Source organism: Streptomyces sp. NPDC001108, assembly GCF_053598535.1.
Genome location: NZ_JBSFKL010000004.1, coordinates 334,505 through 359,306 on the forward strand (window position 1 = coordinate 334,505; position 24,802 = coordinate 359,306).

At 71.5% G+C, this 24,802-nt stretch carries 19 protein-coding genes; 9 read left to right on the top strand and 10 right to left on the bottom strand.

The annotated features are described in order from the left end of the window. The first annotated feature begins 4 nt into the window (after positions 1-4). On the top strand, positions 5-1,420 hold the full coding sequence (locus ACWC97_RS12930) for an FGGY family carbohydrate kinase (protein ID WP_450649116.1): 1,416 nt from the start codon (positions 5-7) through the stop codon (positions 1,418-1,420). A 46-nt stretch (positions 1,421-1,466) separates the two neighbouring features. On the opposite strand, the gene ACWC97_RS12935 is transcribed toward ACWC97_RS12930, so the two are convergent. The 4 genes from ACWC97_RS12935 to ACWC97_RS12950 form a co-directional block, all read right to left on the bottom strand. After that, the gene (locus ACWC97_RS12935; RefSeq protein WP_352275351.1) at positions 1,467-2,420 is read right to left on the bottom strand and encodes an ATP-dependent DNA ligase; all 954 of its coding nucleotides are present in this window, start codon (positions 2,418-2,420) and stop codon (positions 1,467-1,469) included. Between the two features lie 26 nt (positions 2,421-2,446). Then, entirely contained in the window at positions 2,447-3,403 is a 957-nt protein-coding gene (ku, locus tag ACWC97_RS12940) for a non-homologous end joining protein Ku (protein WP_352275352.1), read from the bottom strand. A gap of 261 nt (positions 3,404-3,664) precedes the next feature. Continuing rightward, the gene (locus ACWC97_RS12945) at positions 3,665-4,555 is read right to left on the bottom strand and encodes a DMT family protein (protein WP_352275353.1); all 891 of its coding nucleotides are present in this window, start codon (positions 4,553-4,555) and stop codon (positions 3,665-3,667) included. A 345-nt stretch (positions 4,556-4,900) separates the two neighbouring features. Then, a complete protein-coding gene (locus ACWC97_RS12950) occupies positions 4,901-5,464 on the bottom strand; it encodes a Uma2 family endonuclease (protein WP_450649119.1) in 564 nt (187 codons plus the stop codon). A 729-nt stretch (positions 5,465-6,193) separates the two neighbouring features. Here ACWC97_RS12950 and ACWC97_RS12955 point away from each other — a divergent pair. Next, on the top strand, positions 6,194-6,835 hold the full coding sequence (locus ACWC97_RS12955) for a superoxide dismutase (RefSeq protein WP_352275355.1): 642 nt from the start codon (positions 6,194-6,196) through the stop codon (positions 6,833-6,835). 123 nt (positions 6,836-6,958) lie between these two features. Here the strand turns inward: ACWC97_RS12955 and ACWC97_RS12960 are convergent, their stop codons facing one another. The 3 genes from ACWC97_RS12960 to ACWC97_RS12970 form a co-directional block, all read right to left on the bottom strand. Next, the gene (locus ACWC97_RS12960; RefSeq protein WP_352275356.1) at positions 6,959-7,837 is read right to left on the bottom strand and encodes an alpha/beta fold hydrolase; all 879 of its coding nucleotides are present in this window, start codon (positions 7,835-7,837) and stop codon (positions 6,959-6,961) included. Positions 7,838-7,911: 74 nt separating this feature from the next. Continuing rightward, on the bottom strand, positions 7,912-8,712 hold the full coding sequence (locus tag ACWC97_RS12965; protein ID WP_450649122.1) for a hypothetical protein: 801 nt from the start codon (positions 8,710-8,712) through the stop codon (positions 7,912-7,914). A 101-nt stretch (positions 8,713-8,813) separates the two neighbouring features. Next, positions 8,814-9,482, bottom strand: a complete 669-nt coding sequence (locus ACWC97_RS12970) for an O-methyltransferase (protein WP_352275359.1) — start codon at positions 9,480-9,482, stop codon at positions 8,814-8,816. A gap of 76 nt (positions 9,483-9,558) precedes the next feature. On the opposite strand from ACWC97_RS12970, the gene ACWC97_RS12975 reads away from it, so the two are divergent. Both ACWC97_RS12975 and ACWC97_RS12980 read left to right on the top strand, forming a co-directional pair. Continuing rightward, entirely contained in the window at positions 9,559-10,212 is a 654-nt protein-coding gene (locus tag ACWC97_RS12975) for a CatB-related O-acetyltransferase (protein WP_352275360.1), read from the top strand. Further along, positions 10,209-11,045, top strand: a complete 837-nt coding sequence (locus ACWC97_RS12980; protein ID WP_450649124.1) for an MOSC domain-containing protein — start codon at positions 10,209-10,211, stop codon at positions 11,043-11,045. The genes ACWC97_RS12975 and ACWC97_RS12980 overlap by 4 nt, the downstream gene beginning before the upstream one ends. 28 nt (positions 11,046-11,073) lie before the next feature. On the opposite strand, the gene ACWC97_RS12985 is transcribed toward ACWC97_RS12980, so the two are convergent. Beyond that, on the bottom strand, positions 11,074-12,033 hold the full coding sequence (locus ACWC97_RS12985; RefSeq protein WP_450649126.1) for an aminoglycoside phosphotransferase family protein: 960 nt from the start codon (positions 12,031-12,033) through the stop codon (positions 11,074-11,076). A gap of 61 nt (positions 12,034-12,094) precedes the next feature. Beyond that, positions 12,095-13,072 carry a transcriptional regulator gene (locus tag ACWC97_RS12990; protein WP_450649259.1) on the bottom strand — a complete coding sequence of 326 codons (978 nt, stop codon included), beginning with the start codon at positions 13,070-13,072 and terminating at the stop codon, positions 12,095-12,097. A gap of 103 nt (positions 13,073-13,175) precedes the next feature. Here ACWC97_RS12990 and ACWC97_RS12995 point away from each other — a divergent pair, with 103 nt between their 5' ends. Beyond that, positions 13,176-14,393 carry an MFS transporter gene (locus ACWC97_RS12995; protein WP_450649128.1) on the top strand — a complete coding sequence of 406 codons (1,218 nt, stop codon included), beginning with the start codon at positions 13,176-13,178 and terminating at the stop codon, positions 14,391-14,393. Positions 14,394-14,469: 76 nt separating this feature from the next. On the opposite strand, the gene ACWC97_RS13000 is transcribed toward ACWC97_RS12995, so the two are convergent. Beyond that, positions 14,470-15,123 (bottom strand): mycothiol-dependent nitroreductase Rv2466c family protein, encoded by a 654-nt coding sequence (locus tag ACWC97_RS13000; protein ID WP_352275366.1) that lies wholly within the window; start codon positions 15,121-15,123, stop codon positions 14,470-14,472. A gap of 178 nt (positions 15,124-15,301) precedes the next feature. Between ACWC97_RS13000 and pepN the strand changes: the two genes are divergently transcribed. From pepN to ACWC97_RS13020, 4 genes are all read left to right on the top strand, one after another. Next, positions 15,302-17,899: an aminopeptidase N gene (gene pepN, locus ACWC97_RS13005; protein WP_352275368.1), complete on the top strand. Its 2,598-nt coding sequence runs from the start codon at positions 15,302-15,304 to the stop codon at positions 17,897-17,899. Positions 17,900-18,072: 173 nt separating this feature from the next. After that, complete coding sequence (locus tag ACWC97_RS13010) at positions 18,073-19,986, top strand: serine/threonine-protein kinase (protein WP_450649131.1); 1,914 nt, start codon at positions 18,073-18,075, stop codon at positions 19,984-19,986. Between the two features lie 250 nt (positions 19,987-20,236). Further along, positions 20,237-23,548 (top strand): S8 family serine peptidase, encoded by a 3,312-nt coding sequence (locus ACWC97_RS13015; protein WP_450649133.1) that lies wholly within the window; start codon positions 20,237-20,239, stop codon positions 23,546-23,548. 200 nt (positions 23,549-23,748) lie between these two features. Beyond that, entirely contained in the window at positions 23,749-24,777 is a 1,029-nt protein-coding gene (locus ACWC97_RS13020) for an aspartate-semialdehyde dehydrogenase (protein WP_450649135.1), read from the top strand. Positions 24,778-24,802 lie beyond the last annotated feature (25 nt).

The window sequence follows — 24,802 nt, forward strand, 5'->3', positions numbered from 1 at the left end:
GACCATGACCGGAACCGGTCCGCGCTACATCGGTATCGACGTCGGCACCTCCGTGGTGAAGGCCGCGGCCTTCGACGCGCGGGGCCGCGCCCTGGCCGTGGAGTCCCGCCCGGTGGGGCTGGCGATCCACGACGGGTGCGTGGAACAGGACATGGACGAGATGTACGGGGCGGTCGGCGAGGTGCTGGCCGCGCTCTCCACCGACGGGGTGGAGTTCGCCGGGCTCACCGGCCAGGGCGACGGCGTCTGGCTGGTGGACGCGGCGGGCCTGCCGGTCCGCAAGGCGATCTCCTGGATGGACGGCCGGGCCCATGAACTGGTCGACGGCTGGCTGGCGGACGGGGTCTTCGAGACCGTCTACCGGCGCACCGGCGGCGCGATGTTCCCGGGCTGTCCGGGCCCGGTGCTGGCCTGGCTCGACCGCCACGAACCGGCCGCGCTGGACGCCGCGAAGGCCGCGCTGTACTGCAAGGACATGGTGTTCCAGCGGCTCACCGGGGTGCGGGCGACCGATGTCTCCGACGCGTCGATGCCGTTCCTGTCCCCGGTGACCAGGGCGTACGACCCCGAGGTGCTGGAGGCGCTCGGCCTCGCCCACCGGGCCGCCCTGCTGGCCCCGGTCAGCGACCCGGTCGCCACCGGCACGCTCCCCTCCGGGTTACGGGTCTCCAACGGCCCGTACGACCTGCCGGCCTGTGCGCTCGGCGCGGGCGTCACCCGCCCCGGCGACGGCCTCCTCATCGTCGGCACCTGCCTGGCCGCGCTGGCGGCCACCGACCGGATCGACCTGACCGGCGAACCGGCCGGGCTGCACATCTCCACCGACCAGCCCGGCCACTGGCTGCGCGCCATGCCCGCGATGGTCGGCACCGCCGCCCTGGACTGGGTCCTGACCACCACCGGCGTACGCCACGCGGAGGTGGACGCGCTGCTGGCCGCCACCCCGCCGGGCGCGAACGGGGTCCGGGTGCTCCCCTACTTCGCCCCGTCCGGCGAGCGCGCCCCGTTCGTCGAACCCCGGCTGCGCGCCGAACTGACCGGGGTGTCGCTGGAGACCACCCCGGCGGACCTGATCCGGGCCGTCTGCGAGGGCATCGGTTTCGCCGCCCGGCACTGCCTGGAGGCGGCGGGCCTCACCGGCACCCTCGCCCTGTGCGGCGGCGGCACCCGGTCGCCCGCCTGGATGCGGCTGTTCGCCGATGTGCTGGGCCGGCCGGTGCGGATCGTGGAGGGCGAGGTCGGGGCGCGGGGCGCGGTGCTGGCGGCGGCCCGGCGCTTCGGGGCGGAGCTGGACGAGGCGGTGTGGACGGCCCCGACCCGGACCGTCGCCCCGGACCCGGCCCGGTCGGCGTACTACGCGAAGGCGTACGAGGACCACCTGTCCCGCCTCACCGACGCCCGCACCCACGCCCGCGCCTGACCCGGGCCGCGCGGCGACGACCGGAGCGGCCGGAGGGACGTCCGGGTCACGCGATGTCCTGCCAGGTGAGATCGGGGCGTAGTCGGTGCCAAGAAGGGTGGCGCAGGAGTCCGGCTCGGGTCCGGGCGGCGTAGCGGATCTCGCCGACGAGGCGGGGTTCCACCCAGTGGGCTCCGGCCACGGTGGGTCGGGGGTGGAAGGGGCAGGTGCTGGTGGTGGTCCTGTGCAGGTGGTCGGCGAGGGCGGTGCGTTCGCGGTCGGTCCATCCGGTGCCGACGCTGCCCGCGTAGAGCAGGGTGCCGTCGGGTTGTGGCCGGCCGACGAGGAGGGCGCCGGGGAGTCCGGCGAGTCTGCCCCGGCCGGGGGTCCAGCCGCCGACGACGACGTCGATGGTGTGCACGTTGCGGATCTTGGTCCAGGACCTGGACCTCACCCCCGGCTCGTAGGGAGAGGTCAGGCGCTTGGCGACCAGTCCTTCGAGCCCGGCCGCGCGGGTCGTCTCCAGGGCCCGGTCCCCGTGGCCGGTGATCGCTGCCGGTGCCGACCAGTACGGTCCGTCCAGGCCGAGGCCTTCCAGCACGGTGCGGCGCTCGGCGTACGGCTCCCGTATCAAGGACTCGGCCTCGAGGAAGACGACGTCGAAGAGGACCAGGTGCACGGGGACCGTGGCCGCCATGCGGGCGGCCTTCGCCGCGGAGCCGGCCAGGCCCATGCGGGACTGGAGGAGTTCGAAGTCGCCGCGCCCTTCCGGGTCGGGGGCGATGACTTCGCCGTCCAGGACCGCGGGCCGGCGGAGGACGGCGCCGAGGCCGGCGAGTTCGGGGTAGGCCGGGGTGATGTCTGCCCCGGACCGCGCTCGCAGGAGCACGGTGCCGTCGCCCGGCAGGTAGGCCATCGCCCGTTGACCGTCCTGCTTCACCTCGAACGACCACTGCTCGTCGTCCACCGGGAGGCGGCCGGGGGTGGCGAGCATGGGCTCGATGCGCGGCAGCACGGTCATGGTGTGAAGAGAGCCGGGACCCGGGGTCAGGAGGCGTTCCGCCGCTTCTTCGCGGCGGTCTTCCTGGGGGCGGTCTTCTTGGGGGCGGCCTTCTTCGCCGGGGCCCGCTTCGTCGTCCTGGAGGCGGTGGCCTTCGTCTTCGTGGCGGGCTTCGTGGGGCGGATCTCGTGCACGGTCGCCTCCGCGCCGTCGTGCTCCCCGCGGGCCTCCTGGGCGGCCTTCACGGACGCGTTCAGGGCAGCCATCAGATCCACGACCTTCCCCGGCTGCCGCTCCCGTTCTTCCTCTCCCGGCTGCGGGGGCGTCCTGTCCTCGGCCTTCGCCTCGATGAGGTTCTCCAGGGCGTCGCGGTATTCGTCGCGGAAGCCGGAGATGTCGTCCCGGGTCATGGTCTCGGTGAGCTGGACGGCGCGGTCGATCTCGTCGTCGTCCAGGTCGACGGGCTTCGGGGCGAGGGAGTCGGGGCTGCGGATCTCGTCCGGCCAGCGCATGCTGTGCAGCACGATCGCGTCCTCGCGCACCTGGAGCATCCCGAGGCGCTCGCGGCCGTGCCAGGCGAGCTTCGCGACCGCGACCTTGTCGGAGCGCTCCAGTGCCCGGCGCAGGAGGGTGTAGGGCTTGGCGGCGACCTGGCCGTCGACGGCCAGGTAGTAGCTGTCACCGAGGCGGACGGGGTCGATGCTGTCGGCGTCGACGAATGCGACGATCTCGATGGCCTTCGCGGTCGGCAGCGGCATCCCGGCGAGCTCGTCGTCGGTGATCGGCACCATCTCGTCCCGGGCGACCTCGTACCCCTTGCCGATCTCGTCCTGCTCCAGCACCTTCCCGTCGAGCTCGCAGATCTTCCGGGTACGGACGCGGCCCATGTCCTCCAGGTGGACCTGGCGGAAGCGCACCGAGCGGTCCTCGCCGGCGGAAAGGATCTTCACCGGGATGGTCACCAGGCCGAAACTGATGGCCCCTGCCCACAAGGGTCTCGGCATATCGAACCTCCGAGGTCAGGCACTGTGCCGCATTCCGATCCTTCACCTGTCTCCGGCCATACGCATCTGGATCAGCCCGCCACGGGGCACCTCGACGGCCGAACCCGCCGGACGGCCTTACGAGTCCCGCCGTCCCCCGGCCGCAGGCCGCCCGATCACGGTCCGGCCACCAAACCCCGGTACGGGTCCAGGCGGGGAAGATTCGGCGCATCCGGTGCCGGGGCAGGCCCCTGCGGAGGTCCGGGGCGTCCTTGGCGGGTGTCACGGGTGCTGTCCCAGGTCGCTGTCGTGCCCTGTCGGGGACCCGAACCAGGCCACTGCCACCGCGCCCGATACCGCGAGCACGAATCCGGTGATCGCCGCCCAGGCGAAACCGGGACGGGAGGCGTCGCCGAGCCACAGCACGCCGATGATGCCCGGCAGGACGGTCTCGCCGACGACCAGCGCGGCGGTGGCGCCGTTGACCGAGCCGACCTGCAGGGCGACCGTGTGCAGGTACATGCCGCCGATGCCTCCCACCAGGATCGCGTAGAACGCCGGGTCGCAGAGCAGTGCCACCGGATCGAAGGGGTCGACGCCGTTCAGCACGCGCACCCCGACACCGAGGGCGCCGAAGCCCAGCCCGGACAGCAGGCCGGCCAGGATCGCGGCGCGCGCCCCCAGCAGGCGTACGACCACGGTGCCGCCCACGATCAGGAGCAGCGAGATCCCCAGCAGCCACCAGTGCGTGGAGATCGGGGTGTCGCCGGTGCCTTCCGGGCCCGCCGCCGTCGCGAGGAGGACCAGCGCGGAGCAGACCACCGCGATCGAGGTCCACTCGGCGCGGTTGAGGCGGAGACCGAGGAGCTTGATGCTCAGCAACGCCGTGATCACCAGGTTGGCGCTGATCACGGTCTGCGACAGGAACAGCGGCAGGAGGCGCGCCGCCAGTACGCCGAGCCCGAAGCCGACGAAGTCCAGGATGGTTCCGACGATGAACTCCCAGGTCATCGCCGCCTTCGCAGTGGACGACAGGCTCGGGCCACCGTGCTGGGTCACGCTGCCCGCGACGGCCTCCCGGCGGGCTGACTTCCGTGATCCGACGGCCTGCAGGACGGAGCCCGTGCCATAGCAGATCGATGCTGCCACGGCGGCGAGCAGTCCTATGAGCACCGAAAGCTCCGTTCATGCATGGGGATACTGGGGTTCGGCCCCTTTCCCCCTGGCAGACGCGGGTTTCAGCGCGAAAGTTGCTTCCGCCGAGTCAGCGTCACGGGAGCGTCCAGGGTGTTGCGGGAGAGCACCAGGCGGGCAAGAAAGCACCGCCGCCTCCCCCGAACCTACGAGGCCTGGCCGCCGCGCTCGATGGCCGGTCGGCGGTGTCGGGCGGGGAGATCACCGCACCGGACGACAACGGCCGCCCCGACTTCGAACGCCCTCAGTCCCACACAGGGCTGGCGCCGGCGTCAGGCGTGGGCGTGGTGGTCTTCGGCCCATGTGGTGGGGCGTGCGGGGCCGTCAGGCCGGAAAGAGCCTGGTGGTATCGAGGTCCAGGTCGAACGGTGCGGGCAGGTGGATGGTCGTGCCGAAGGGGTGGGGGCCGTCGACGCGGGTGTAGCCGAGGCGGCCGGGCTCGGAGTACAGGGTGATGCTGCCCTCGACGCGGTCGACGAGGAGGTAGAGCGGGGCTCCGTACTCGGCGTACCGGCGCCGCTTCACGACCCGGTCGGTTTCAGCGTTCGACTCCGAGGTGACTTCGACGACGAGGAGTGTCTGGTCGGGGAGAAGTGCGCCGGCGCCCTTCGCGAGGGTTTCCGGGACGACGGCGATGTCCGGGACGTACCAGTTCGATGTTCCTGGAAGGTCGAGGTTCCCGGAGCCTTCGACGCAGCCGAGTTCATCGACCCGGTCCTCGATCTGTCGGCGAATCACCTTCGCGGCGCGTTCGTGGTCCCAGGTCGGTGACACGGGCTCGATGATCCCCTCGATGATCTGGACGCGGTCCCCGCGGATGTGCTGGATGGCGTACTTGAGGGCGCGCTCGGTATCGATGCCCTGCCCGTAGTCCGGTGCGCTCGTCATCAGATTCCGCCTCTGCTGGTGCCTGAGAACATCATGCCCTGCGGCAGCACAGGAACCCGGCCCGACCGGGGGAACGGCCGGGGCGAAGCCCTGCCTGCGCACGGCACGATCATGACGTGCAGGGCCCGGAACCGACCGTCTTCGACAACCAGTTCCCTCCCATCGGGTGTGCAGCACGCCGTCGCCGTCTGCACCACCGTCAGGTGCGGGCCCGCCTCCGGCACAACCGTCAGCGCGGCCGCCAGCATCCCGACCGCCTCGTCGTCTTTCGACGGCGTCCGGATCCCGGAGAAAACGCGAACCGCCACAAGGGTCTCGACCGCCTCACTGGACTCAAGATCCGAGATTGGCGTTGATGCCGCTGCCGGGAGGAGCCCGAGGCCGCAACGGCGCACCGGCCGCAGGTCGACCGGTGGTACCAGCTCATCCGGTCGCGGGGTACACGTTCATGTCGATGCCCACCGCGGCGTACTCGTTGACCATGTACGTGCTCGCGTTGTCGCAGAGGCCGCGGCCCTTGCCCGTGCGGGCGTCGAGGATGACGCTGTCGGCATCGGCGGTGGCGTAGACGGCACCGTGGAAGGCGTTCGCGGCCTCGGGCTTCCCCGGATCTCGTCGAAGCCCGGACTAGGCCGAAGGACTGATCACGGGCGGAACCCTCCTACCCTTAGGATGCTCTTGCATATAGGTTGCAATAACCACAGGTAAGCAGCTGGAGGGTTCGATCACATGGCCACGTACACGCTCCCGGAACTCCCGTACGACTACGCGGCGCTCGAACCGGTCATCAATCCGCAGATCATCGAGCTCCACCACGACAAGCACCACGCCGCGTACGTGAAGGGCGCGAACGACACCCTGGAGCAGCTGGAGGAGGCGCGCGACAAGGGTTCCTGGGGGTCGATCAACGGGCTCCAGAAGAACCTGGCGTTCCACCTCTCCGGCCACATCCTGCACTCGATCTACTGGCACAACATGACCGGCGACGGCGGTGGCGAGCCGCTCGCGGCGGACGGCGTCGGTGACTTGGCGGACGCGATCACCGAGTCCTTCGGCTCGTTCGCCGGCTTCAAGGCCCAGCTGACGAAGGCCGCGGCCACCACGCAGGGTTCCGGCTGGGGCGTCCTCGCGTACGAGCCGGTCAGCGGCAAGCTGATCGTCGAGCAGGTCTACGACCACCAGGGCAACGTGGGCCAGGGCTCCACCCCGATCCTGGTCTTCGACGCCTGGGAGCACGCCTTCTACCTCCAGTACAAGAACCAGAAGGTCGACTTCATCGACGCGATGTGGGCCGTCGTCAACTGGCAGGACGTGGCCAAGCGTTACGCGGCCGCCAAGGAGCGCGCCGACGTGCTGCTGCTCGCCCCCTGACCGGGCGGCGCGTGAATCGTCCTGCCTCGTGATCGTCTTCTCAACCTTCACCCGGCAGGCGGATGGAGGGAGGGCCCCCGCCTGGACGTGACAGGCGGGGGCCCTTCTGTCGCGTTCCGCGGATCAGGGGGCGGGGGCGGCGTGGGCCAGGAGGGTGCTCAGCACCTGCTCGGCATGGGTCCAGAGCACCGCCCCGCCGGCCTCCGGCACCAGGTGCCGGACCGCGCCCGGGATGCGGGCGGTCAGCCGGAGCCCCTGGTCGGGCGAGTGGCCGGTGTCCTCGGCGCCGTACCAGAGGTCGACGGGTACGGCGATGTCCGACAGCCCGATCCCCCAGCGCCCCATGGCCAGCACGGTGTCCCGGGCGTACCCCTCGGCTCCCTGCGCGAACGCCTCGTCGAGGGCGCGCCGGTACGCGGCGGCGAACGCGGGCTCCCGGTAGACCGCGAGGTCGCACTCCGGGCTGCTGGACATGACCATGTCCAGCATCGCCTGTGCGGTGAACCCGGCGAAGACCCCTTCGGCGGCGGCCGGGTCGGTGACGGCCAGGTCCACCAGGCGCCGCAGCTCCGCCGGGAGCGCGTCGGCGAAGCCCGGGTCGGCGACCTCGTCCGCTCCGGAGACCACTGCGAGCGCCCCGACCACCCCGGCCGCGGCGCACGCCAGCGCGAACGGCGCCCCCTGCGAATTCCCGGCCATCAGCGGCCGTTGCCCGAGGCCCCGCAGGGCGGCGAACGCCCGGACGTCCTCGGCGAAGTCACCGAACGTACGGCCCGGAGCGGGCGAGGAGGCGCCCAGACCCGGCCGGTCGACGGCCACCAGCCGCACCCCGAGCCGGTCCACGGTACCGGCGCCGAACCCGAGGTGCCGACTGGTGGCCGCCCCGGGCGAGAACAGCACGGGCACCCCGCCCTCGGGCCCCCACTCGGCCCACCCCAGCAGCCGCCCTCCCGGCAGCCTCTGCACACCTGCACGAATCGGGTCACTCACATACGAACTCATACGCTCGATCGTGGCCGCTCCCCCCGCCGATGTCGAAGGGATTCCGGGCGGGCCCGGCGGCGCTCCGGGCCCGCTCAGTCGTCGGGCAGGGCCGAGATCAGGTCCAGATCCGGGACGTCCTTAGCGTGCACGACCTTCGAGGGTGACGGCGGCTTCACGTCCACCTGCTTGTCGTACTCGCCGAGTTCGAGGATCACCGGGTTGCCGTCGGCGGTGAACTCGATGCCGCGGGGCTCGTTCCCGCCCTTCTCCGCCACGTGCACCGACACTTCGCCGGTACCGGAACCGTGGGTGAGCTGAACGGTCCGCACGCCGTACTGGGTGCGCGGGTTCCCCATCCTCTTGGCGCCGTGGACCTTTTCCGGCACCGATTCCATGGCCTTGTCCGGGTGGCAGAGGGCCATGACGCCCCCGTCCCCCATGTCCCGGGTCCGGTACTCGATGTACTTCCCCCGGGTCTTCGCGAGCGCCTTGTCGAAGGCGGCCAGCTTCTCCGGCAGGAAGTTCCTCGCGAACGCGCGGTTCTCCTGGCGGAGATCCTCGCCCTCACGTATCCAGGTGCGGGAGCCGATGACGATGATCTCGGCGGATCCCGTGGTCCGGAACGTGCCGACGCACCTCCCGCGCCGGTCGACACGCAGGTCGGCGCGGACCGACATCTCGCTCCGGTACTCACCCTTCACCCGGAACGTCCGGTACCCCTTGAACAGCTTGAGCGACTCGTTCATCCGCTGCGTGTCGCTCATGGCGGGCGCCGAGGACGGGGCACCGCCCCCGGACCCGTCCGCCCCGTCCGATCCGCCGCAGCCCGCCAGCCCTCCGGCCAGTACGGCGGCGCACAGCACCGCGGCCGCCGCCCTTCCTCTCGTCCCCACCCCGACGCACCCCTCTGTCCAAGAACCATGCGGTTCAGGTGAGTCGTGTGCCCTTCACGTGAACCACCTGTGAAAACAGGCATCAGCATGCCAGAGGGTGTTCAGCCGGTGACCAGTGCCATCATCAGGCCGTCGTAGCCCTTCTCGCCGACGGTCTGGAGCGCGGTCGCGCTCAGCCTCGGTTCGGCCGCGACGAGTTCGGTGAACCGGCGGACGCCCCGCACCTTCGGGTCGTCGCTGGTGGCGTCGGCCACCTCGCCGTCGCGTACGACGTTGTCCGCGACGATCAGGCTCCCGGGCCGGGTCAGCTTCAGCGACCAGGCCAGGTACTCGGGGTTGCTCGGCTTGTCGGCGTCGATGAACACGACGTCGAACGGCTCCGGTTCCTCAGCGGCCAGCTCCGGCAGCGTGTCCAGGGCGCGGCCCACCCGGACCTCGACGACCTGCCCGAGACCGGCCCGCCCGACGTTGGCCCGGGCCACCTCCGCGTACGCCGGGTCGGCCTCCAGCGTGACGACCTTGCCGCCCTCCGGCAGCGCACGGGCCAGCCAGATGGTGCTGTAGCCGCCGAGGGTGCCGATCTCCAGCACCCTGCGCGCCCCCTGCAACCGGGTCAGCAGGTTCAGCAGCTTGCCCTGGTTGGCGGCGACCTGGATCGCCGGAAGCCCCGCCGCCTCGCTCGCCGCCACCGCCGCGTCCAGAACCTCGTCCGGTCCCACCAGCAGGCCGTTGAAGTAGCCGTCCACCTCGGCCCATCGCGCGTCCGTCATGACTGCCCTCTCTCGCGGATCAGTGAGTTCCCAAGAGGAACTTACCTCACGCGAGGTGGATGCGATGATGGGCGCCATGAGCCCTGATCACGCCGATCCCACCGCGCTGCACCCGATGCCGGGACAGCCCAGGGTCGTCCTGCTGAAGCCCCTGGTGAAGTCGGAACTGATCGAGGTCGGGGACTTCTCGTACTACGACGACCCGGACGACGCCACCGGGTTCGAGACCCGCAACGTGCTGTACCACTACGGCCCGGAGAAGCTCGTCATCGGGAAGTTCTGCGCGCTGGGGACGGGCACACGGTTCCTCATGAACGGCGCCAACCACCGGATGGACGGCCCGTCCACGTTCCCGTTCCCGTCGATGGGCGGCTCCTGGACCGACCACTTCGACCTGCTGACCGGGCTGCCCTCGCGCGGCGACACGGTGGTCGGCAACGACGTCTGGTTCGGCTACGGCTCGATGGTGATGCCCGGCGTGCGGATCGGGCACGGCGCGATCATCGGCGCCGGTTCCGTCGTCACCTCCGACGTGCCCGACTACGGCATCGTCGGCGGGAACCCGGCCCGTCTCATACGGACCCGCTACGACGAGGAGACCATCGCCAGGCTGCTCGCCGTCGCCTGGTGGGACTGGCCCCTCGATCACCTCACCCGGCACATCCGCACCATCATGTCCGGCAGCGTCGACGCGCTCGAAGCGGCCGCCCCGGAGGGCATCGCACCATGATCACCGTTCGCGAGCTGGTGTACTACCCGGTCAAGGGCTGCGCGGGAACCGTCGTCGACTCGGCGCCGGTCCTCGGCACCGGCCTGGAGCACGACCGGACCTTCATGGTGGTGGACGCGACGGACGGCGCCTTCCGCAGCCAGCGCACCCACCCCGCCATGGCCGCCGTCCGGGTCGAGGTCCTGGACGGCGGGACGGCGCTGGCCCTGTCGGCCGAAGGGGCCGGGGCGCTGCGCCTGGAGGTGGACCGGGACGGCCCGCGCCGCGAGGTCAGCATGTTCGACCGCCCGCTCGGTACGGCGGTGGACCAGGGAGACGCGGTCGCGGAGTGGTTCTCCGACGTGCTCGGCGCCGGCTCCCGTCTGGTGCGGGTGCCCCCCGGCTTCGACCGCGACGGCTGGGGCGACACCCCCGGCAAGGTCAACTTCGCCGACGCCCACGCGGTACTGGTCGCCTCGACGGCCTCCCTGGACCACCTCAACGACCGGATCGTCGCCCGGGGCGACGCCGAACCGGTCCCGATGAACCGCTTCCGCCCCAACATCGTCCTGACCGGCGACGACACCCCGCACTTCGAGGACCGGGTGCGCCGGATGACCATCGGTGACGTCGAACTCGCCCACTCGGTGCGGGCGATGCGCTGCGCCGTCCCGATGGTCGACCAGTCGACCGGTCACCGCGCGGGCCCGGAGCCGATCCGGACCCTCTCGACGTACCGGCGTGAACCGGAGTACCGGAACAAGGTCAGCTTCGGCGCGAAGAACGCGGTGGTGCGCGAGGGCACGATCCGGGTCGGGGACGCGGTCGAGGTCGTCGCACGGTTCGACGCGTAGCCGACCGCGGCGCGTGGGGCCCCGGCCCTCACTCCACCGCGGACCGGGCCGGCGGCCGCTCCGGCGCCGTCCGGAAGTCGGCCGCCGTCGCGACGAGGCGTCGCAGCGCGTCCTGGCCGGGCGGGCCCCAGGTGGGTTTGCCGCCGGGGCGGCCGTGCGTACCGGCGTCCCCGATGTCGATGCAGACCAGGGCGCGGTGCGCCGTGATGCCCCGGGCCCGGAGCAGGGTCGCCGGATCCACGGCCGGTCCGTAGGCGGCGAAGAAGCGGTCGGCCGCGCCGTCGGGCAGCAGGGTCCACGCGGCGGCGAGATCGTAGGCCGGGTCGCCGGCGCAGAGGTCGCCGAAGTCGATGACGCCGCAGAGGGTGCCGTGTTCGGTGAGGACGTTGGCCGCGTGCAGGTCGCCGTGGATCCACAGCGGCGGCCCGTCCCAGCCGGGTGCGGCGAGGGCGTCGTCCCAGACGGACCGGACGGCCCCGGGGTCGGGGACCAGCCCCCGCCCGGCCGCCGAGTCCAGCAGCCCGGTGAAGTGTCCGTCCCACTCGGTCAGCGGTCCGCCCCGGGTGCGGCCGGCCGGTGCCGTCGCGGGGGCGGGCCGGTGGAGGGCGGTCAGGAACGCCGCCAGTGCGTCGGCCGACGCGTCGCCGGTGGCCGGGGCGAGGTCGGCGGGGGTGCCCGGCACCCAGGTGGTGACGATCCAGGGCCGGGGGTACCGCGCGGACGGCTTCCCGAGGCGCTGCGGCACGGGAACCGGCAGGGGAAGGCCCGGGGCGAGGACGGGCATCCAGGCGTGCTCCTTGAGCAGCAGCTCGTCCGCGGACTCCGTGGCCCAGGGCAGCCGTACCGCGAGGTCGTCCCCGAGCCGCCACAGCTGGTTGTCCCAGCCCCGCGCACCGAGCCGCACCGGGCGGTCGGCCAGGTCGGGGTGCTGGTCGCGCAGCAGGTCGCGGACGAGTTCCGCCGTGATCTCGGTGTCGGTGTGGGTCATACGGACCCACCGTAGCCGTGCGGGCCGCCGACCGCAGGGGGTACCGCAGGAGGGCGGCCCGTCAGGGGGCGCGTTGGGCGGAGACCAGGGCGTCGCCGGTCTCCGTGCGGAAGTAGAGGACCGAACGGCCCACCCGGCGGCGGGCGGTCAGACCGCTGTCCAGGAGGATCCGGAGATGGCGGCCGACCGAGCCGAGGCCCTGGCCGGTCAGTGCCACGAGCTGAGTGGTGCTCTTCGGGGTGGCGAGGAGGACCAGGACCGTGGCGCGGGCGGGGCCGAGGAGGCGGGCGAGGCTGTCCGGCACCCGCGCCCGGTCCGGGTGGGCCAGGGTGCCGGAGCAGGGGTAGACCACCGCGTACCGTTCGGCGTCGTCGTCCCAGGAGACCCAGCCCGCGTGCTGGGTGACCGGGACGAACAGCAGCCGTACGCCCGAGAGTTGCTTCGTCGGGTAGTCGTGCGCGTTGATCCGCAGCCGGCCGTCGCCCAGCCATCGCGTCCCGGGGCGCAGCCCGCTCAGGGCGGCGGCCCAGCCGCCCTGGCTGAGCTGGCCGGTGCGGGCGACGATGTCCGCCTCGATGATCCGGCGGCGGCGCGGCCAGTCCGGCAGCACGGTGCGGTGCCAGACCCACTCCAGGACGTCGGCAGCGCGCTGCGCCAGGTCGTCACGGTCCAGGAGCGGGGGGAGGGGGCCGCCGCCCAGCGAGACCAGCAGGTCGGCGCGGGCGCGCCCGGGGGTGGTCGCCCTGACCGGGGCCAGCTCCTCCGCGAAGCCGGGGGTGCCCTCGCCCCGCGGGGTGGGGGTGAGGAAGTCCGCGTTCCAGTTGCCGCCGAGCCCGGCCGGTACGAGGCGGGCCGCGACCGGGTCGGCCGCCTGCCGGGCGCGGTAGGCGGGCAGATGGGCGCCGAGCCAGGCCCGTTCGCCGGGGTGCGCGGGCCGCCCCCGCTCCAGGGCGTGCACGGCGGCGATGGTCTCGGCGAGCGGTGAGACGACGAACCGGCTTCCGGCCAGGGTGTCCGTATCGATCCGCCACAGGCCCATGGACGCCCGCGCCTCCCCGCTCGTCGTCGAGGCGGCCACCCGCACGTTTCGCCACCGCGCGAAACAGTAACGCCCGGCGCGTGCTCCCTCCGAGACTCCCCGTATGCGCACCTATCGGGAACTCTTCCGCACGCCGCAGTTCGGTCCGCTCTTCGCGGTCGGCGCCGTGCAGGTGGCCGCGACGACGATGAGCGGGCTGGCCCTCGCCACCCTGGTCTACGCCGCGACCGCGTCACCGCTGCTGGCCGCCGTTTCCATGTTCGGTTCCTCGCTCGCCCAGGTGATCGGTGCGGCGCTGCTGATGTCGGCGGCGGACCGGCTGCCGCCCCGGGCCGCGACGACCGGCCTGTCCCTCGTCTTCGCCCTGGCTACCGCCGTGCTCGCCGTTCCCGGGCTGCCGCTCCCGGCGGCCTTCGCGATCATCCTGGGCCAGGGGGTGGTCGCCGCGGTGGGCGGTGGTGTGCGGTACGGGCTGCTGAACGAGGTGCTGCCCAAGGACGGTTATCTGCTGGGGCGTTCCGTGCTGAACATGTGCACCGGGCTCACCCAGATCGGCGGCTTCGCGCTCGGCGGGCTGCTGGTGGCGGCGGTCTCCGCGCGCGGGGCGCTGCTGGTCGCCGCCGCCCTGTACCTGGCGGGGGCGGCGGTCGCCCGGTTCGGGCTGGCGCGTCGGCCGCCGCGCGCCTCGGGGCGGCCGACGCCCGCCGAGACCTGGCGGATCAACGCCGTGCTGTGGTCGTCGGGGCCGCGCCGCCGGACCTATCTCGCGCTCTGGGTGCCGAACGGGCTGGTCGTCGGCTGCGAGTCGCTGTTCGTGCCGTACGCGCCCGCCCATGCCGGGCTGCTCTTCGCCTGTGCGGCGCTGGGGATGCTCGTCGGGGACACGGTGGCGGGCCGGTTCGTCTCCGGCCGGGCCTGGCGGGGCCGGCTGGCCACGCCGTTGCAGTTGCTGCTGGCCTTCCCGTACCTGCTCTTCGTGGTGCGTCCGGCGCTGCCCGTGGCGTCCGCCCTGGCGGCTCTGGCCTCGGTGGGTTTCGCGGCGAGCCTGCTGTACCAGGAACGGCTGATGGAGCTCACCCCGGACGAGTTCACCGGGCAGGCGCTGGGCCTGCACTCCTCGGGGATGCTCACTCTTCAGGGCGTCGCGGCGGCGCTGGCGGGGAGCCTCGCCCAGTGGACCTCCCCGGCCGCGGCGATGACGGCGATGGCGGGGGCCTCGTTGGCGGTGACCCTGGCCCTGTCCGCGGCCGGGCGCCGGGCGGCCCGGACCACGGTCCCCCTGCCCCGCCCCTCGGCGCGAGGGGCGGCGGGAACGGGGTGAGCGCGGTGCGGGGCCGGGGCCCGCCCGGTCCCGCACCGCGCCGTGTCCGGGCGGCGGCCGACGCCGCCCGGCGGGATCAGTCGAAGACCGGGCCCTCGGTGCGGGTCCGCTTGATCTCGTAGAAGCCGGGGGTCGACGCCACCAGCAGCGTGCCGTCCCACAGCCGCGCCGCCGCCTCGCCCTTCGGGGCGGGGGTGACGACCGGGCCGAAGAAGGCGATCTGCTCGCCGTCCGCGCCGGGAACGGCGATGACCGGGGTGCCGACGTCCTGGCCGACCTTGTCGATGCCCTCCTTGTGGGAGGCGCGCAGTTCGGTGTCGTAGACGTCGGAGTCCGCGAACTCCGCCAGTTCGACGGGGAGGCCGACGTCCCGGAGGGCGCCCACGACCGCCTCGGGGGTGGCGCCCTCGCCCTGGTTGTGGAAGCGGGTGCCGAGCGCGGTGTAGAGCGGGCCGACGACGTCGTCGCCGTGCTTCTGCTGGGCGGCGACGACGACCCGGACCGGGCCCCAGCCCTTCTCCAGCAGCTCGCGGTACTCCTCGGGCAGTTCGTCGATCCGGTCCTCGTTGAGCACCGACAGGCTCATCACGTGCCAGCGGACCTCGACGTCCCGGACCTTCTCCACCTCCAGCATCCAGCGGGAGGTCATCCAGGCCCAGGGGCAGAGCGGGTCGAACCAGAAGTCGACGGGGGTCTTGCCGGTCGCGGTCGCCGCGGTGGTGTCGGACATCGTCTCTCCTCGTAAGCGTGTGCGCGGGCGTAGGCGTGATGCGCGGGAACGGTTCATGAAGCGTGATCACATCCGTGCGCGGAAACACCGCGGGACGCACCGGTCATTCCCCCGGGCCGGGCCCGGTACCGGCATGGGAGGATCAAAGTATTCGAACGTGACACAAAGGAGTGTGCCCGTGCCCGGTGAGAACCTGTCCCGTGACGAGGCCCGCGAGCGGGCCGAGCTGCTGAGCGTCGACGGTTACGAGGTCGAGCTCGATCTGCGTTCCGCCGTCGGCGGTCCCGACGGGGGCGAGGACGCCGGTCCGCTCACCTTCCGCTCGGTGACGACGATCCGGTTCCGCAACGCGCGCGCGGGGGCCTCGACCTTCGCGGACCTGGTGGCGCCGTCCGTGAACGCGGTGACCCTGAACGGGCGGGAGCTCGACGCCGCGGCCGTCTTCGACGGCACCCGGGTGGCGCTGGACGGGCTGCCCGAGGGCGAGAACACCCTGGTGGTCGACGCGCAGTGCGCGTACAGCCGGACCGGTGAGGGGCTGCACCGCTTCGTCGACCCGGAGGACGGCGAGGTCTACCTCTACACGCAGTACGAACCGGCCGACGCCCGGCGCGTCTTCGCCAACTTCGAGCAGCCCGACCTCAAGGCCCCCTACCGCTTCCGGGTGACGGCGCCCGAGGGCTGGACGGTCTGGAGCAACGGGGCGGAGGAGTCCCGGGAGGGCGGCGTCTGGCGGTTCGCCGAGACGAAGCCGATCTCCACGTACATCACGGCGGTCGTGGCCGGTCCGTACCACTACGTGACGGACTCCTACAGCCGCACGTTCGAGGACGGCAGCACGCTGGAGATCCCGCTCGGCGCGCTGTGCCGCAAGGGACTGGCCCGGCACTTCGACGCGGACGACATCTTCCTGATCACCAAGCAGGGCCTGGACTTCTTCCACGACAACTTCGACTACCCGTACCCGTTCGGCAAGTACGACCAGGCCTTCGTGCCGGAGTACAACCTGGGCGCGATGGAGAACCCGGGCTGTGTCACGTTCCGCGAGGAGTACATCTTCCGCGGCAAGGTGACGCGGGCGGCGTACGAGAGCCGGGCCAACGTCATCCTGCACGAGATGGCGCACATGTGGTTCGGCGACCTCGTCACCATGCAGTGGTGGGACGACCTGTGGCTGAAGGAGTCCTTCGCCGACTTCATGGGGGCGTTCTCCATGGTGGAGTCGACCCGGTTCAAGGACGGCTGGATCACCTTCGCCAACAACCGGAAGTCCTGGGCGTACCGCGCCGACCAGCTGCCGTCCACCCACCCGATCACCGCCGACATCCGTGACCTGGAGGACGCCAAGCTCAACTTCGACGGCATCACCTACGCCAAGGGCGCCTCGGTGCTGAAGCAGCTGGTGGCGTACGTGGGGCGGGACGCGTTCCTGGAGGGCGCCCGGCGCTACTTCAAGAAGCACGCCTACGGCAACACCCGGCTGGGCGACCTGCTGTCCGTGCTGGCCGAGACCTCCGGCCGGGACATGACCGCCTGGTCGCGGGCGTGGCTCCAGACCGCGGGCGTCAACGCGCTGACCCCGGTGGTGACGTACGACGCCGCCGACCGGATCACGGAGCTGGCGGTGATCCAGGAGGCGGCCGAGTCCCACCCGGAGCTGCGGCCGCACCGGGTCGCGGTCGGGCTGTACCGCCGCGCCGTCGACGGGAACCTGGTGCGGTACGCGCGCGCCGAGGCGGACGTGGCGGGGGCGCGCACGGTGATCGAGGAGCTGGCGGGGGCCGAGCGGCCCGAGCTGATCCTGGTCAACGACGACGACCTCACGTACTGCAAGGTCCGCTTCGACGAGGCGTCGCTGGCCACGCTGCGGGAGCACCTGGGCGACATCACGGACCCGCTCGCGCGGGCGCTGTGCTGGTCGGCGCTGTGGAACCTGACCCGGGACGGACTGATGCCGGCCCGCGACTTCGTCGCGCTGGTGCTGGCCTTCGCGGGCCGGGAGTCCGACATCGGGGTGCTCCAGATGCTGCACACCTGGACCCGGACCGCGCTGGTGCAGTACGCGGCGCCCGCCTGGCGCGAGGAGGGCGGCCGGGCGCTGTCCGAGGGGGCGCTGCGGGAGCTGCGGATCGCCGAGCCGGGCAGTGAGCACCAGCTGGCGTGGGCGCGGTTCTTCGCGTCGGTCGCCGGGTCGGACGCCGACTTCCAGCTGCTGACCGGGCTGCTGGACGGTTCGGCGCGGATCGACGGGCTCGACGTCGACCAGGAGCTGCGGTGGGCGTTCCTGTCCCCGCTGGCCGCGCACGGGGTGGCCGACGCGGCGGCGATCGCGGCCGAACTGGCCCGCGACGACACCGCGTCCGGTGAGCGCCACCAGGTGCGGTGCCTGGCCTCCCGGCCGTCCGCCGAGGTGAAGGCGGCCGCCTGGGCGGACGTCGTGGAGTCGGCGGCACTCTCCAACGCCCTGGTGGAGGCAACGATCGCGGGCTTCGAACAGTCCTCGCAGCGGAAGCTGCTGGCTCCGTACGCGAGCCGGTACTTCGAGGCGATCGAGCAGGTCTGGGCCGACCGGTCGATCCAGATCGGGATGGCCGTGGTGCGGGGCCTGTTCCCGTCGCTCCAGGACGACCCGTCGACGCTGGCGGCGACGGACGCCTGGCTGGCCGACCACGCGGACGCGGCTCCGGCGCTGCGCCGGCTGGTGCTGGAGTCCCGGGACGACCTGGCGCGGGCGCTGCGGGCGCAGAGCTGCGACGCGGGGGCGGCCGGGGCCTGACCGGTGGGCGGGGCCGGGCCGGGGGCAGACCACCGGCCCGGCCCCGCTCCCCCGTGCGGGACCCGCTCGCGGGGCGGCGGAAGCCTGACCGTATCCCGCCCCTCGATTCGCGCTTCGCACCCGGCGAAATGGCTACTGTGACCCTGTGGTACCGGCGTACACAGGGGGGTTGGATGCACAGCCAGGGCACGACCGGTGAGGGCAGGGGCGACGGGCCGGGCACGGTGATCGCCGGCCGGTACAGACTGCTGCGCCGTCTCGGACACGGCGGGATGGGAGTGGTCTGGGAGGCTCTCGACACGAGCCTGGACCGGAAAGTGGCCGTGAAGGGGCTGCTCACTCCCGGCGCCGCGACCCCCGGCGCCCAGACGCAGTGGGTGAGCCGGCCCCGCCGTGAGGCCCAGGCGATCGCCAGGATCGGCCACCAGAACGTGGTCGCCGTCCACGACGTGATCGAGGACGGCCAGCAGGTCTGGATCGTGATGGAGCTCCTCAATTCGCGCTCCCTGGCCGACCTGCTGCGCGAGCAGCAGCAGCTCTCCGTGCCGCACGCCGCCCGGATCGGCCTCCAGGTGCTGCGCGGGCTGGCCGCCGTGCACGAGGCCGGGGTGCTGCACCGCGATGTGAAGCCGCACAACATCCTGTTCCGTTCCGACGGGCGCGCCCTCCTCATGGATTTCGGGATCTCCACCTTCGAGGGCGCCGTGCAGGTGACCCGGTCGCACGAGATCATCGGCACCGTCCAGTACCTCGCGCCCGAACTGCTCAGCCGCAGCGCCGAGCAGCCCCACCCGGCCACACCGGCGTCCGACCTGTGGGCGCTGGGGATCACCCTGTACGAAATGGTGGAGGGCAGGCGTCCCTTCGACGGTCACGGCAGCATCGAGATCCTGATCGCCGTACGCGAGTCGCCGATGCCGCCGCCGCGGTTCGCCGGTCCGCTCACCGCGCTGATCACGGCACTGCTGCAGAAGGACCCCCGGCAACGCCCGGACGCCGCCCGGGCGGAGGCGATGCTCCAGGAGGTCACCCGGGACTTCCCCTCCCTGGACACGCCTGACGGCCGGCAGCCCCCGGCCCCGGCTCCGGCCCCGGCCCTGCAGGAGCCCGGCACCGGTGCGAACGCGGTCCCCCTCCCCGGGGCGGCCACCGGCCGCAAGGGGTGGGACCGGTGGAAGGTACCGGTGTCCGTGCTCTGCACGGCACTGCTCCTGGGCGGAGTGTGGTTCGTCCGCGCGCAGTTGAGCGATTCCGGTGAGAAGAACGACGCCGTGTCGGAGAAGGACGGGAAGCCGGAGAGGTACCGGGACACGCACTCCGTGCTGAAGGTCGGCGTCAAGGCGGACCAACCCGCACTGAGCAAGAAGGAGGGCGGAGAGTACAAGGGATTCGAGCCCGCCCTGGCCCGGCTCATCGGCACACTCATGGGGTACGACAGGGACGAGATCGAATTCGTACGGGTGACGTCCGACAACCGGGCCAAACTCACGCGGGACAGCGACCGCGTGGACATCACCCTCGCCACCTACAGCGGAGGTCCCGAACGGGCTGCGGCTGACGGAGTGGCGTTCGTGGGCCCCTATTTCAAGCCCCTGGGAGGGCTGCTGGTGCGTGACAAGGCGCACCGGAAGATCAAGGGTCTGCGCGATCTGCAGACCAACGACCCCGATGTCGAGGTCTGTACGGCGAACGGTTCGACGTACATGAAGTACATCGAAGAAAAAGGGCTCATCGCGGAGAAGCGCTTCCCGCCCAGCTACGAGGAGTGCGTCCAGGAACTGCTGAGCGACAGCACCAAGGTGTACGCGGTCGTCACGGACGATGCCATCGTCGCCGGCTACGCCGACGAGAACGAAGCCACCAGGAAGTTGCCCGATGAATTCGACGGTGGAGCGACGGGTTACGGAATCGCGATGAAACCCGGCGAGGACCTTCTGCAGAAGGAGGTGCGGGACGCCCTGTGGAAGATCCTCGAAAGGGACGGCGCCAAGGAATCGAAGTGGGAAGGACTGTACAAGGAGTACCTTCAGCCGGTCTTTCCCGGTTCTTCCACCCCGAATACCCCGAAACTCGGCGAATGGGGCTGACCCGGGCCGGCGGCACGGGTGACGAGGCGCGACGGCCGCGCCAGGCCGACGCGCCCCATGACGCGTCGGCACCACGGGCCACTGGCGCCACGTATTCACCTTTTGTCCCTGATGGCGCATCAGCAGCGGTGGCGGAAGTCCGCCATGGCAACATCTGACCCCCTCCAACTCTCCACAAACCCCTGCCATCTGCGAAAGGGTGAGCGGTCATCCGGTACCGAATTCCGGACTCTCTCTTTTCGATCCAGGGATGCTGATGACCTCCGAAGCCCCCCGCTCCATACCCGGGGCGAGACGCACGGCCCGCGTCGTCGCGGCCGCCGGCCTGGTGGCCGCGCTGGCCGCCACCGGTGTCGCGCCCGTCTTCGCCGCCGGCACCGCCGACCCCGCTCCCGTCAAGTCCGCGGCCAAGGGCGCCGCGGCCGACAAGCTGGGCAGCCACGACGAGCAGCTCCTGGCCAAGGCCAAGGCCAAGGGCCAGAAGAACATCACGATGATGGTCGCCACCGCTCCCGGTGCGACCGCACAGGTCGCCAAGCAGCTGGACGCCGTCAAGGGCTCCGTGCTGGGGCGCACCTACGACAAGCTCGGCTACGTGCGGGCCACCGTGCCCACCGCGACCGCCGAGGCCACCATCAAGGCGGCTTCCAAGCTGTCGTCCGTCCACGGCATCGATCTCAAGCAGGAGATCATGCTGGACGACCCGACGCCCGCCGGGGACAGCACGGCCAAGGCCCGGGCCTCGGTCAAGGCGACCGGCTCCTACGCGGCGCCCGGCAAGAACACCCCGGCGAAGAACCCGTACAACCCGTCCTTCGAGACGGGCGCGGTCGACTTCGTCAAGCAGAACCCGAAGGCCGACGGCCGCGGGGTGACCATCGGCGTCCTCGACTCCGGTGTCGACCTGGGCCACCCGGCGCTGCAGAAGACCACCACCGGCGAGCGCAAGATCGTCGACTGGGTGACCGCGACCGACCCGGTCAGCGACGGCGACGGCACCTGGCTGCGGATGACGGACGCCGTGTCCGGCCCGGTCTTCACCTACAAGGGCCGTACGTACAAGGCGCCCGAGGGCGACTTCCGGATCAAGCTGTTCGCCGAGGCCGCCACCAAGGGCGGCGACGCGGCGGGCGACCTGAACCGCGACGGCGACACCACCGACGTGTGGGCCGTGCTCTACGACCCGGTCACCGGCGCCACCCGCGTCGACCTGAACGACAACGCGGACTTCACCGACGACACCAAGCTGGTGCCGTACAAGGAGAAGCACCAGGTCGCCTACTTCGGCAAGGACGACCCGCGCACCGACGTCTCCGAGCGCATCCCGTTCGTCGTCGAGAACCGCAAGAAGGTCGTCTACAACGCCGCCGGTGACACCGCCGACTACGTCAACATCGGTGTCATCGAGAGCGAGCACGGCACCCACGTCGCGGGCATCACCGCCGCGAACGGGCTGTTCGGCGGCAAGATGAACGGTGCCGCGCCGGGCGCGAAGATCGTGTCCTCGCGGGCCTGCACCTGGGACGGCGGCTGCACCAACATCGCGCTCACCGAGGGCATGATCGACCTCGTCGTGAACCGCGGTGTCGACGTCGTCAACATGTCGATCGGCGGTCTCCCGCCGCTGAACGACGGCAACAACGCCCGCGCCGAGCTGTACAAGCGGCTCGTCGACATCTACGGCGTCCAGCTGGTCATCTCGGCCGGCAACGACGGCCCGGGTGTCAACACCATCGGTGACCCCGGCCTCGCCGACCACGTCATCTCCGTCGGCGCGTCCATCTCCAAGGAGACCTGGGCCGCCAACTACGGCTCGAACGTCACCAAGAAGTACGACATGCTGCCCTTCTCCTCGCGCGGTCCGCGTGAGGACGGCGGCTTCGCGCCGATCCTGACCGCCCCCGGCGCGGCGATCAACACCACCCAGACCTGGCTGCCCGGCGGCCCGGTCAAGGAGGCGGGCTACTCGCTGCCGGCCGGCTACTCGATGCTCCAGGGCACCTCGATGGCCTCGCCGCAGGCCGCCGGTGCCACCGCGCTGCTGCTGTCCGCCGCGAAGCAGAAGCACATCGAGCTGCCCCCGGCCGACCTGCGCACCGCGCTGACCAGCTCCGCCACCCACATCAAGGACGTGCCCGCGCATGCCCAGGGCGCCGGTCTGATCAACATCGTCGACGCCTGGAAGCTGATCAAGAAGCAGGGCGCCCCGGCGAACGAGTTCTCCGTGAAGGCCCCGGTCGACACGGTCCTCTCCAGCTACCTCAAGACCCCCGGCTTCGGCACCGGCCTGTACGACCGCGACGGCGGCCTGAAGGTCGGCCAGAAGAAGTCGTACGACGTCACCCTCACCCGCACCACGGGCGCGGACAAGGACGTCAAGCACAAGCTGTCGTGGAAGAACAACGACGGCACGTTCAAGCTGACCGGCCCCGCCTCGGTCGCCCTGCCGCTCGGCAAGCCCGTCACCGTCAAGGTGCAGGCGCAGCCGCGCACCGTGGGTGTGCACAGCGCGATCCTGGAGGTGGACGACAACAAGACCGTGGGCGTGGACCAGCAGGTCCTCTCCACGGTGATCGTCTCCCAGGAGCTGGTGAAGCCGGCGTACGCGTTCAAGGCGTCCGGTTCGGTGCAGCGCAACAGCAGCACCTCGTACTTCCTGACCGTGCCGGAGGGCGCCAAGACCCTCGAGGTCGCTCTCGGCGCGCTGCGTTCGGGCAGCCAGACCCGCTTCATCTCCATCCACCCGTACGGGGTGCCGGTGGAGGACAGCGCGACGATCTACTGCTACCCGAACTACGAGAACCCGTCCAACACCTGCCGTCCGGACGTCCGCTCGTACAAGGACCCGCAGCCGGGCGTCTGGGAGATCGAGGTCGAGGCACGGCGTACCTCGCCGCTGCTGGACAACCCGTACAAGCTGGATGTCTCGCTGCTCGGTGCCACCTTCGACCCGGCGGTGCAGACCATCGCCGAGGCGAAGATCGGTACGCCGGCCGCGGTGAGCTGGAAGGCCACCAACGTCTCGGGCGACCTGGAGGGCAGCCTGAAGGGCGGCTCGCTGGGTTCGGCCAACGTCGAGAAGCCCTCGATCAAGACGGGCGACACCCAGGAGTTCACGGTCACCCTCGGTGAGGGCGTCGAGAAGCTGGACGTGGCCATCGGCAACACCTCGGACGCCAACGCCGACCTGGACCTGTACGTCTACCTGGGCGACAAGGCGGTCGGGAAGTCGACCACCGCCGGCTCCGAGGAGGCGGTCAGCCTGGCGAAGCCCGCCGCGGGCACGTACACCATCGTGATCGACGGTTACGACGTCCCGGCCGGGACCAGCACGTACGACTACCGCGACGTGTACTACGCCCCGTCGCTCGGCACGATCAAGGTCGACGAGTCGAAGGCCGTGAAGCTGGCCAACGGCGCCTCGACGCAGATCGCCGCCGAGGTCGTGGCCGCCGGTGCGGCCCCCGAGGGCCGGCAGTTCTTCGGCGAGGTCCACCTGGTGAACAGCCGCGGCACCGCCGCGGGCACCGGGAGCGTCGTGATCGAGAAGGTCACTCCGTAACGACCGGGGTGTGATCCGCACGACAGACGAGGCGGCGGGGCGGGCGCTCTACGGGGCTCCCGCCCCGCCGTCCTGTGCCCGGGTGGGCGCCCGCCGTCCACACCCCGGACAATGGACTGGACAAGAAAGCCGTGGCCACCCGCATCATGGGTGCGGCAGACGCGGCAACCGTGTCCGTTCGTACGCTCGGAGGAGTCCCTGTGAAGGTCGGAATCGTCGGCGCCACCGGTCAGGTCGGCACAGTCATGCTCAGGATCCTGGCCGAGCGGAAGTTCCCGGTCGACGAGCTGCGGCTGTTCGCCTCGGCGCGCTCCGCGGGCTCCACGATCGCCTGGGAGGGCCGGGAGGTCACCGTCGAGGACGCCTCGACGGCCGACTACACCGGTCTGGACATCGTGCTGTTCTCGGCCGGTGGCGCGACGTCGAAGGCGCTCGCCGAGAAGGTCGCCGGACAGGGCGCCGTGGTGATCGACAACTCCTCCGCCTGGCGCAGGGACCCCGAGGTCCCGCTCGTGGTCTCCGAGGTCAACCCGCACGCGGTCGCGGACCGGCCCAAGGGCATCATCGCCAACCCGAACTGCACCACGATGGCGGCCATGCCCGTGCTGCGCCCGCTGCACAAGGAGGCCGGGCTGCGGACGCTGACCGTCGCCACCTACCAGGCGGTGTCCGGTTCCGGTGTGGCCGGGGTCGCCGAGCTGCACGGCCAGGCCACCGCGGTCGTGGCCGACGCCGAGCGGCTGACCCACGACGGCGGGGCCGTCGACTTCCCCGAGCCGGGCGTCTACAAGCGTCCGATCGCCTTCAACGTGCTGCCGCTGGCCGGCTCGATCGTGGACGACGGGTCCTTCGAGACCGACGAGGAGCAGAAGCTCCGCAACGAGTCCCGCAAGATCCTGGAGATCCCGGAGCTGAAGGTGTCCGGGACCTGTGTGCGGGTGCCGGTCTTCTCCGGCCACTCCCTCCAGGTCAACGCGGGCTTCGAGCGCCCGATCGGTGTGGAGCGGGCGTACGAGCTGCTGAAGGACGCGCCGGGCGTCGAGCTCTCCGAAATCCCGACCCCGCTCCAGGCGGCCGGGCAGGACGCGTCCTACGTCGGCCGCATCCGGGTCGACGAGACGCTGGAGCACGGCATCGCGCTCTTCGTCTCCAACGACAACCTGCGCAAGGGCGCGGCGCTGAACGCGGTGCAGATCGCCGAGCTGGTCGCGGACGAGCTGAAGGGCTGAGGTCCCGGGGAAGGGCTGGAGCCCG

Coding starts and splice junctions, on each gene's coding strand:
- ACWC97_RS13015 (WP_450649133.1), top strand. CDS start 20,237: ATGCTGATGACCTCCGAAGCCCCCCGCTCCATACCCGGGGCGAGACGC.
- ACWC97_RS13000 (WP_352275366.1), bottom strand. CDS start 15,123: ATGTCCGACACCACCGCGGCGACCGCGACCGGCAAGACCCCCGTCGAC.
- ACWC97_RS12930 (WP_450649116.1), top strand. CDS start 5: ATGACCGGAACCGGTCCGCGCTACATCGGTATCGACGTCGGCACCTCC.
- ACWC97_RS12990 (WP_450649259.1), bottom strand. CDS start 13,072: ATGGGCCTGTGGCGGATCGATACGGACACCCTGGCCGGAAGCCGGTTC.
- ACWC97_RS12955 (WP_352275355.1), top strand. CDS start 6,194: ATGGCCACGTACACGCTCCCGGAACTCCCGTACGACTACGCGGCGCTC.
- ACWC97_RS12960 (WP_352275356.1), bottom strand. CDS start 7,837: ATGAGTTCGTATGTGAGTGACCCGATTCGTGCAGGTGTGCAGAGGCTG.
- ACWC97_RS12985 (WP_450649126.1), bottom strand. CDS start 12,033: ATGACCCACACCGACACCGAGATCACGGCGGAACTCGTCCGCGACCTG.
- ACWC97_RS12975 (WP_352275360.1), top strand. CDS start 9,559: ATGAGCCCTGATCACGCCGATCCCACCGCGCTGCACCCGATGCCGGGA.
- ku (WP_352275352.1), bottom strand. CDS start 3,403: ATGCCGAGACCCTTGTGGGCAGGGGCCATCAGTTTCGGCCTGGTGACC.
- ACWC97_RS13010 (WP_450649131.1), top strand. CDS start 18,073: ATGCACAGCCAGGGCACGACCGGTGAGGGCAGGGGCGACGGGCCGGGC.
- ACWC97_RS12970 (WP_352275359.1), bottom strand. CDS start 9,482: ATGACGGACGCGCGATGGGCCGAGGTGGACGGCTACTTCAACGGCCTG.
- ACWC97_RS12995 (WP_450649128.1), top strand. CDS start 13,176: ATGCGCACCTATCGGGAACTCTTCCGCACGCCGCAGTTCGGTCCGCTC.
- ACWC97_RS12950 (WP_450649119.1), bottom strand. CDS start 5,464: ATGACGAGCGCACCGGACTACGGGCAGGGCATCGATACCGAGCGCGCC.
- ACWC97_RS12980 (WP_450649124.1), top strand. CDS start 10,209: ATGATCACCGTTCGCGAGCTGGTGTACTACCCGGTCAAGGGCTGCGCG.
- ACWC97_RS12935 (WP_352275351.1), bottom strand. CDS start 2,420: ATGACCGTGCTGCCGCGCATCGAGCCCATGCTCGCCACCCCCGGCCGC.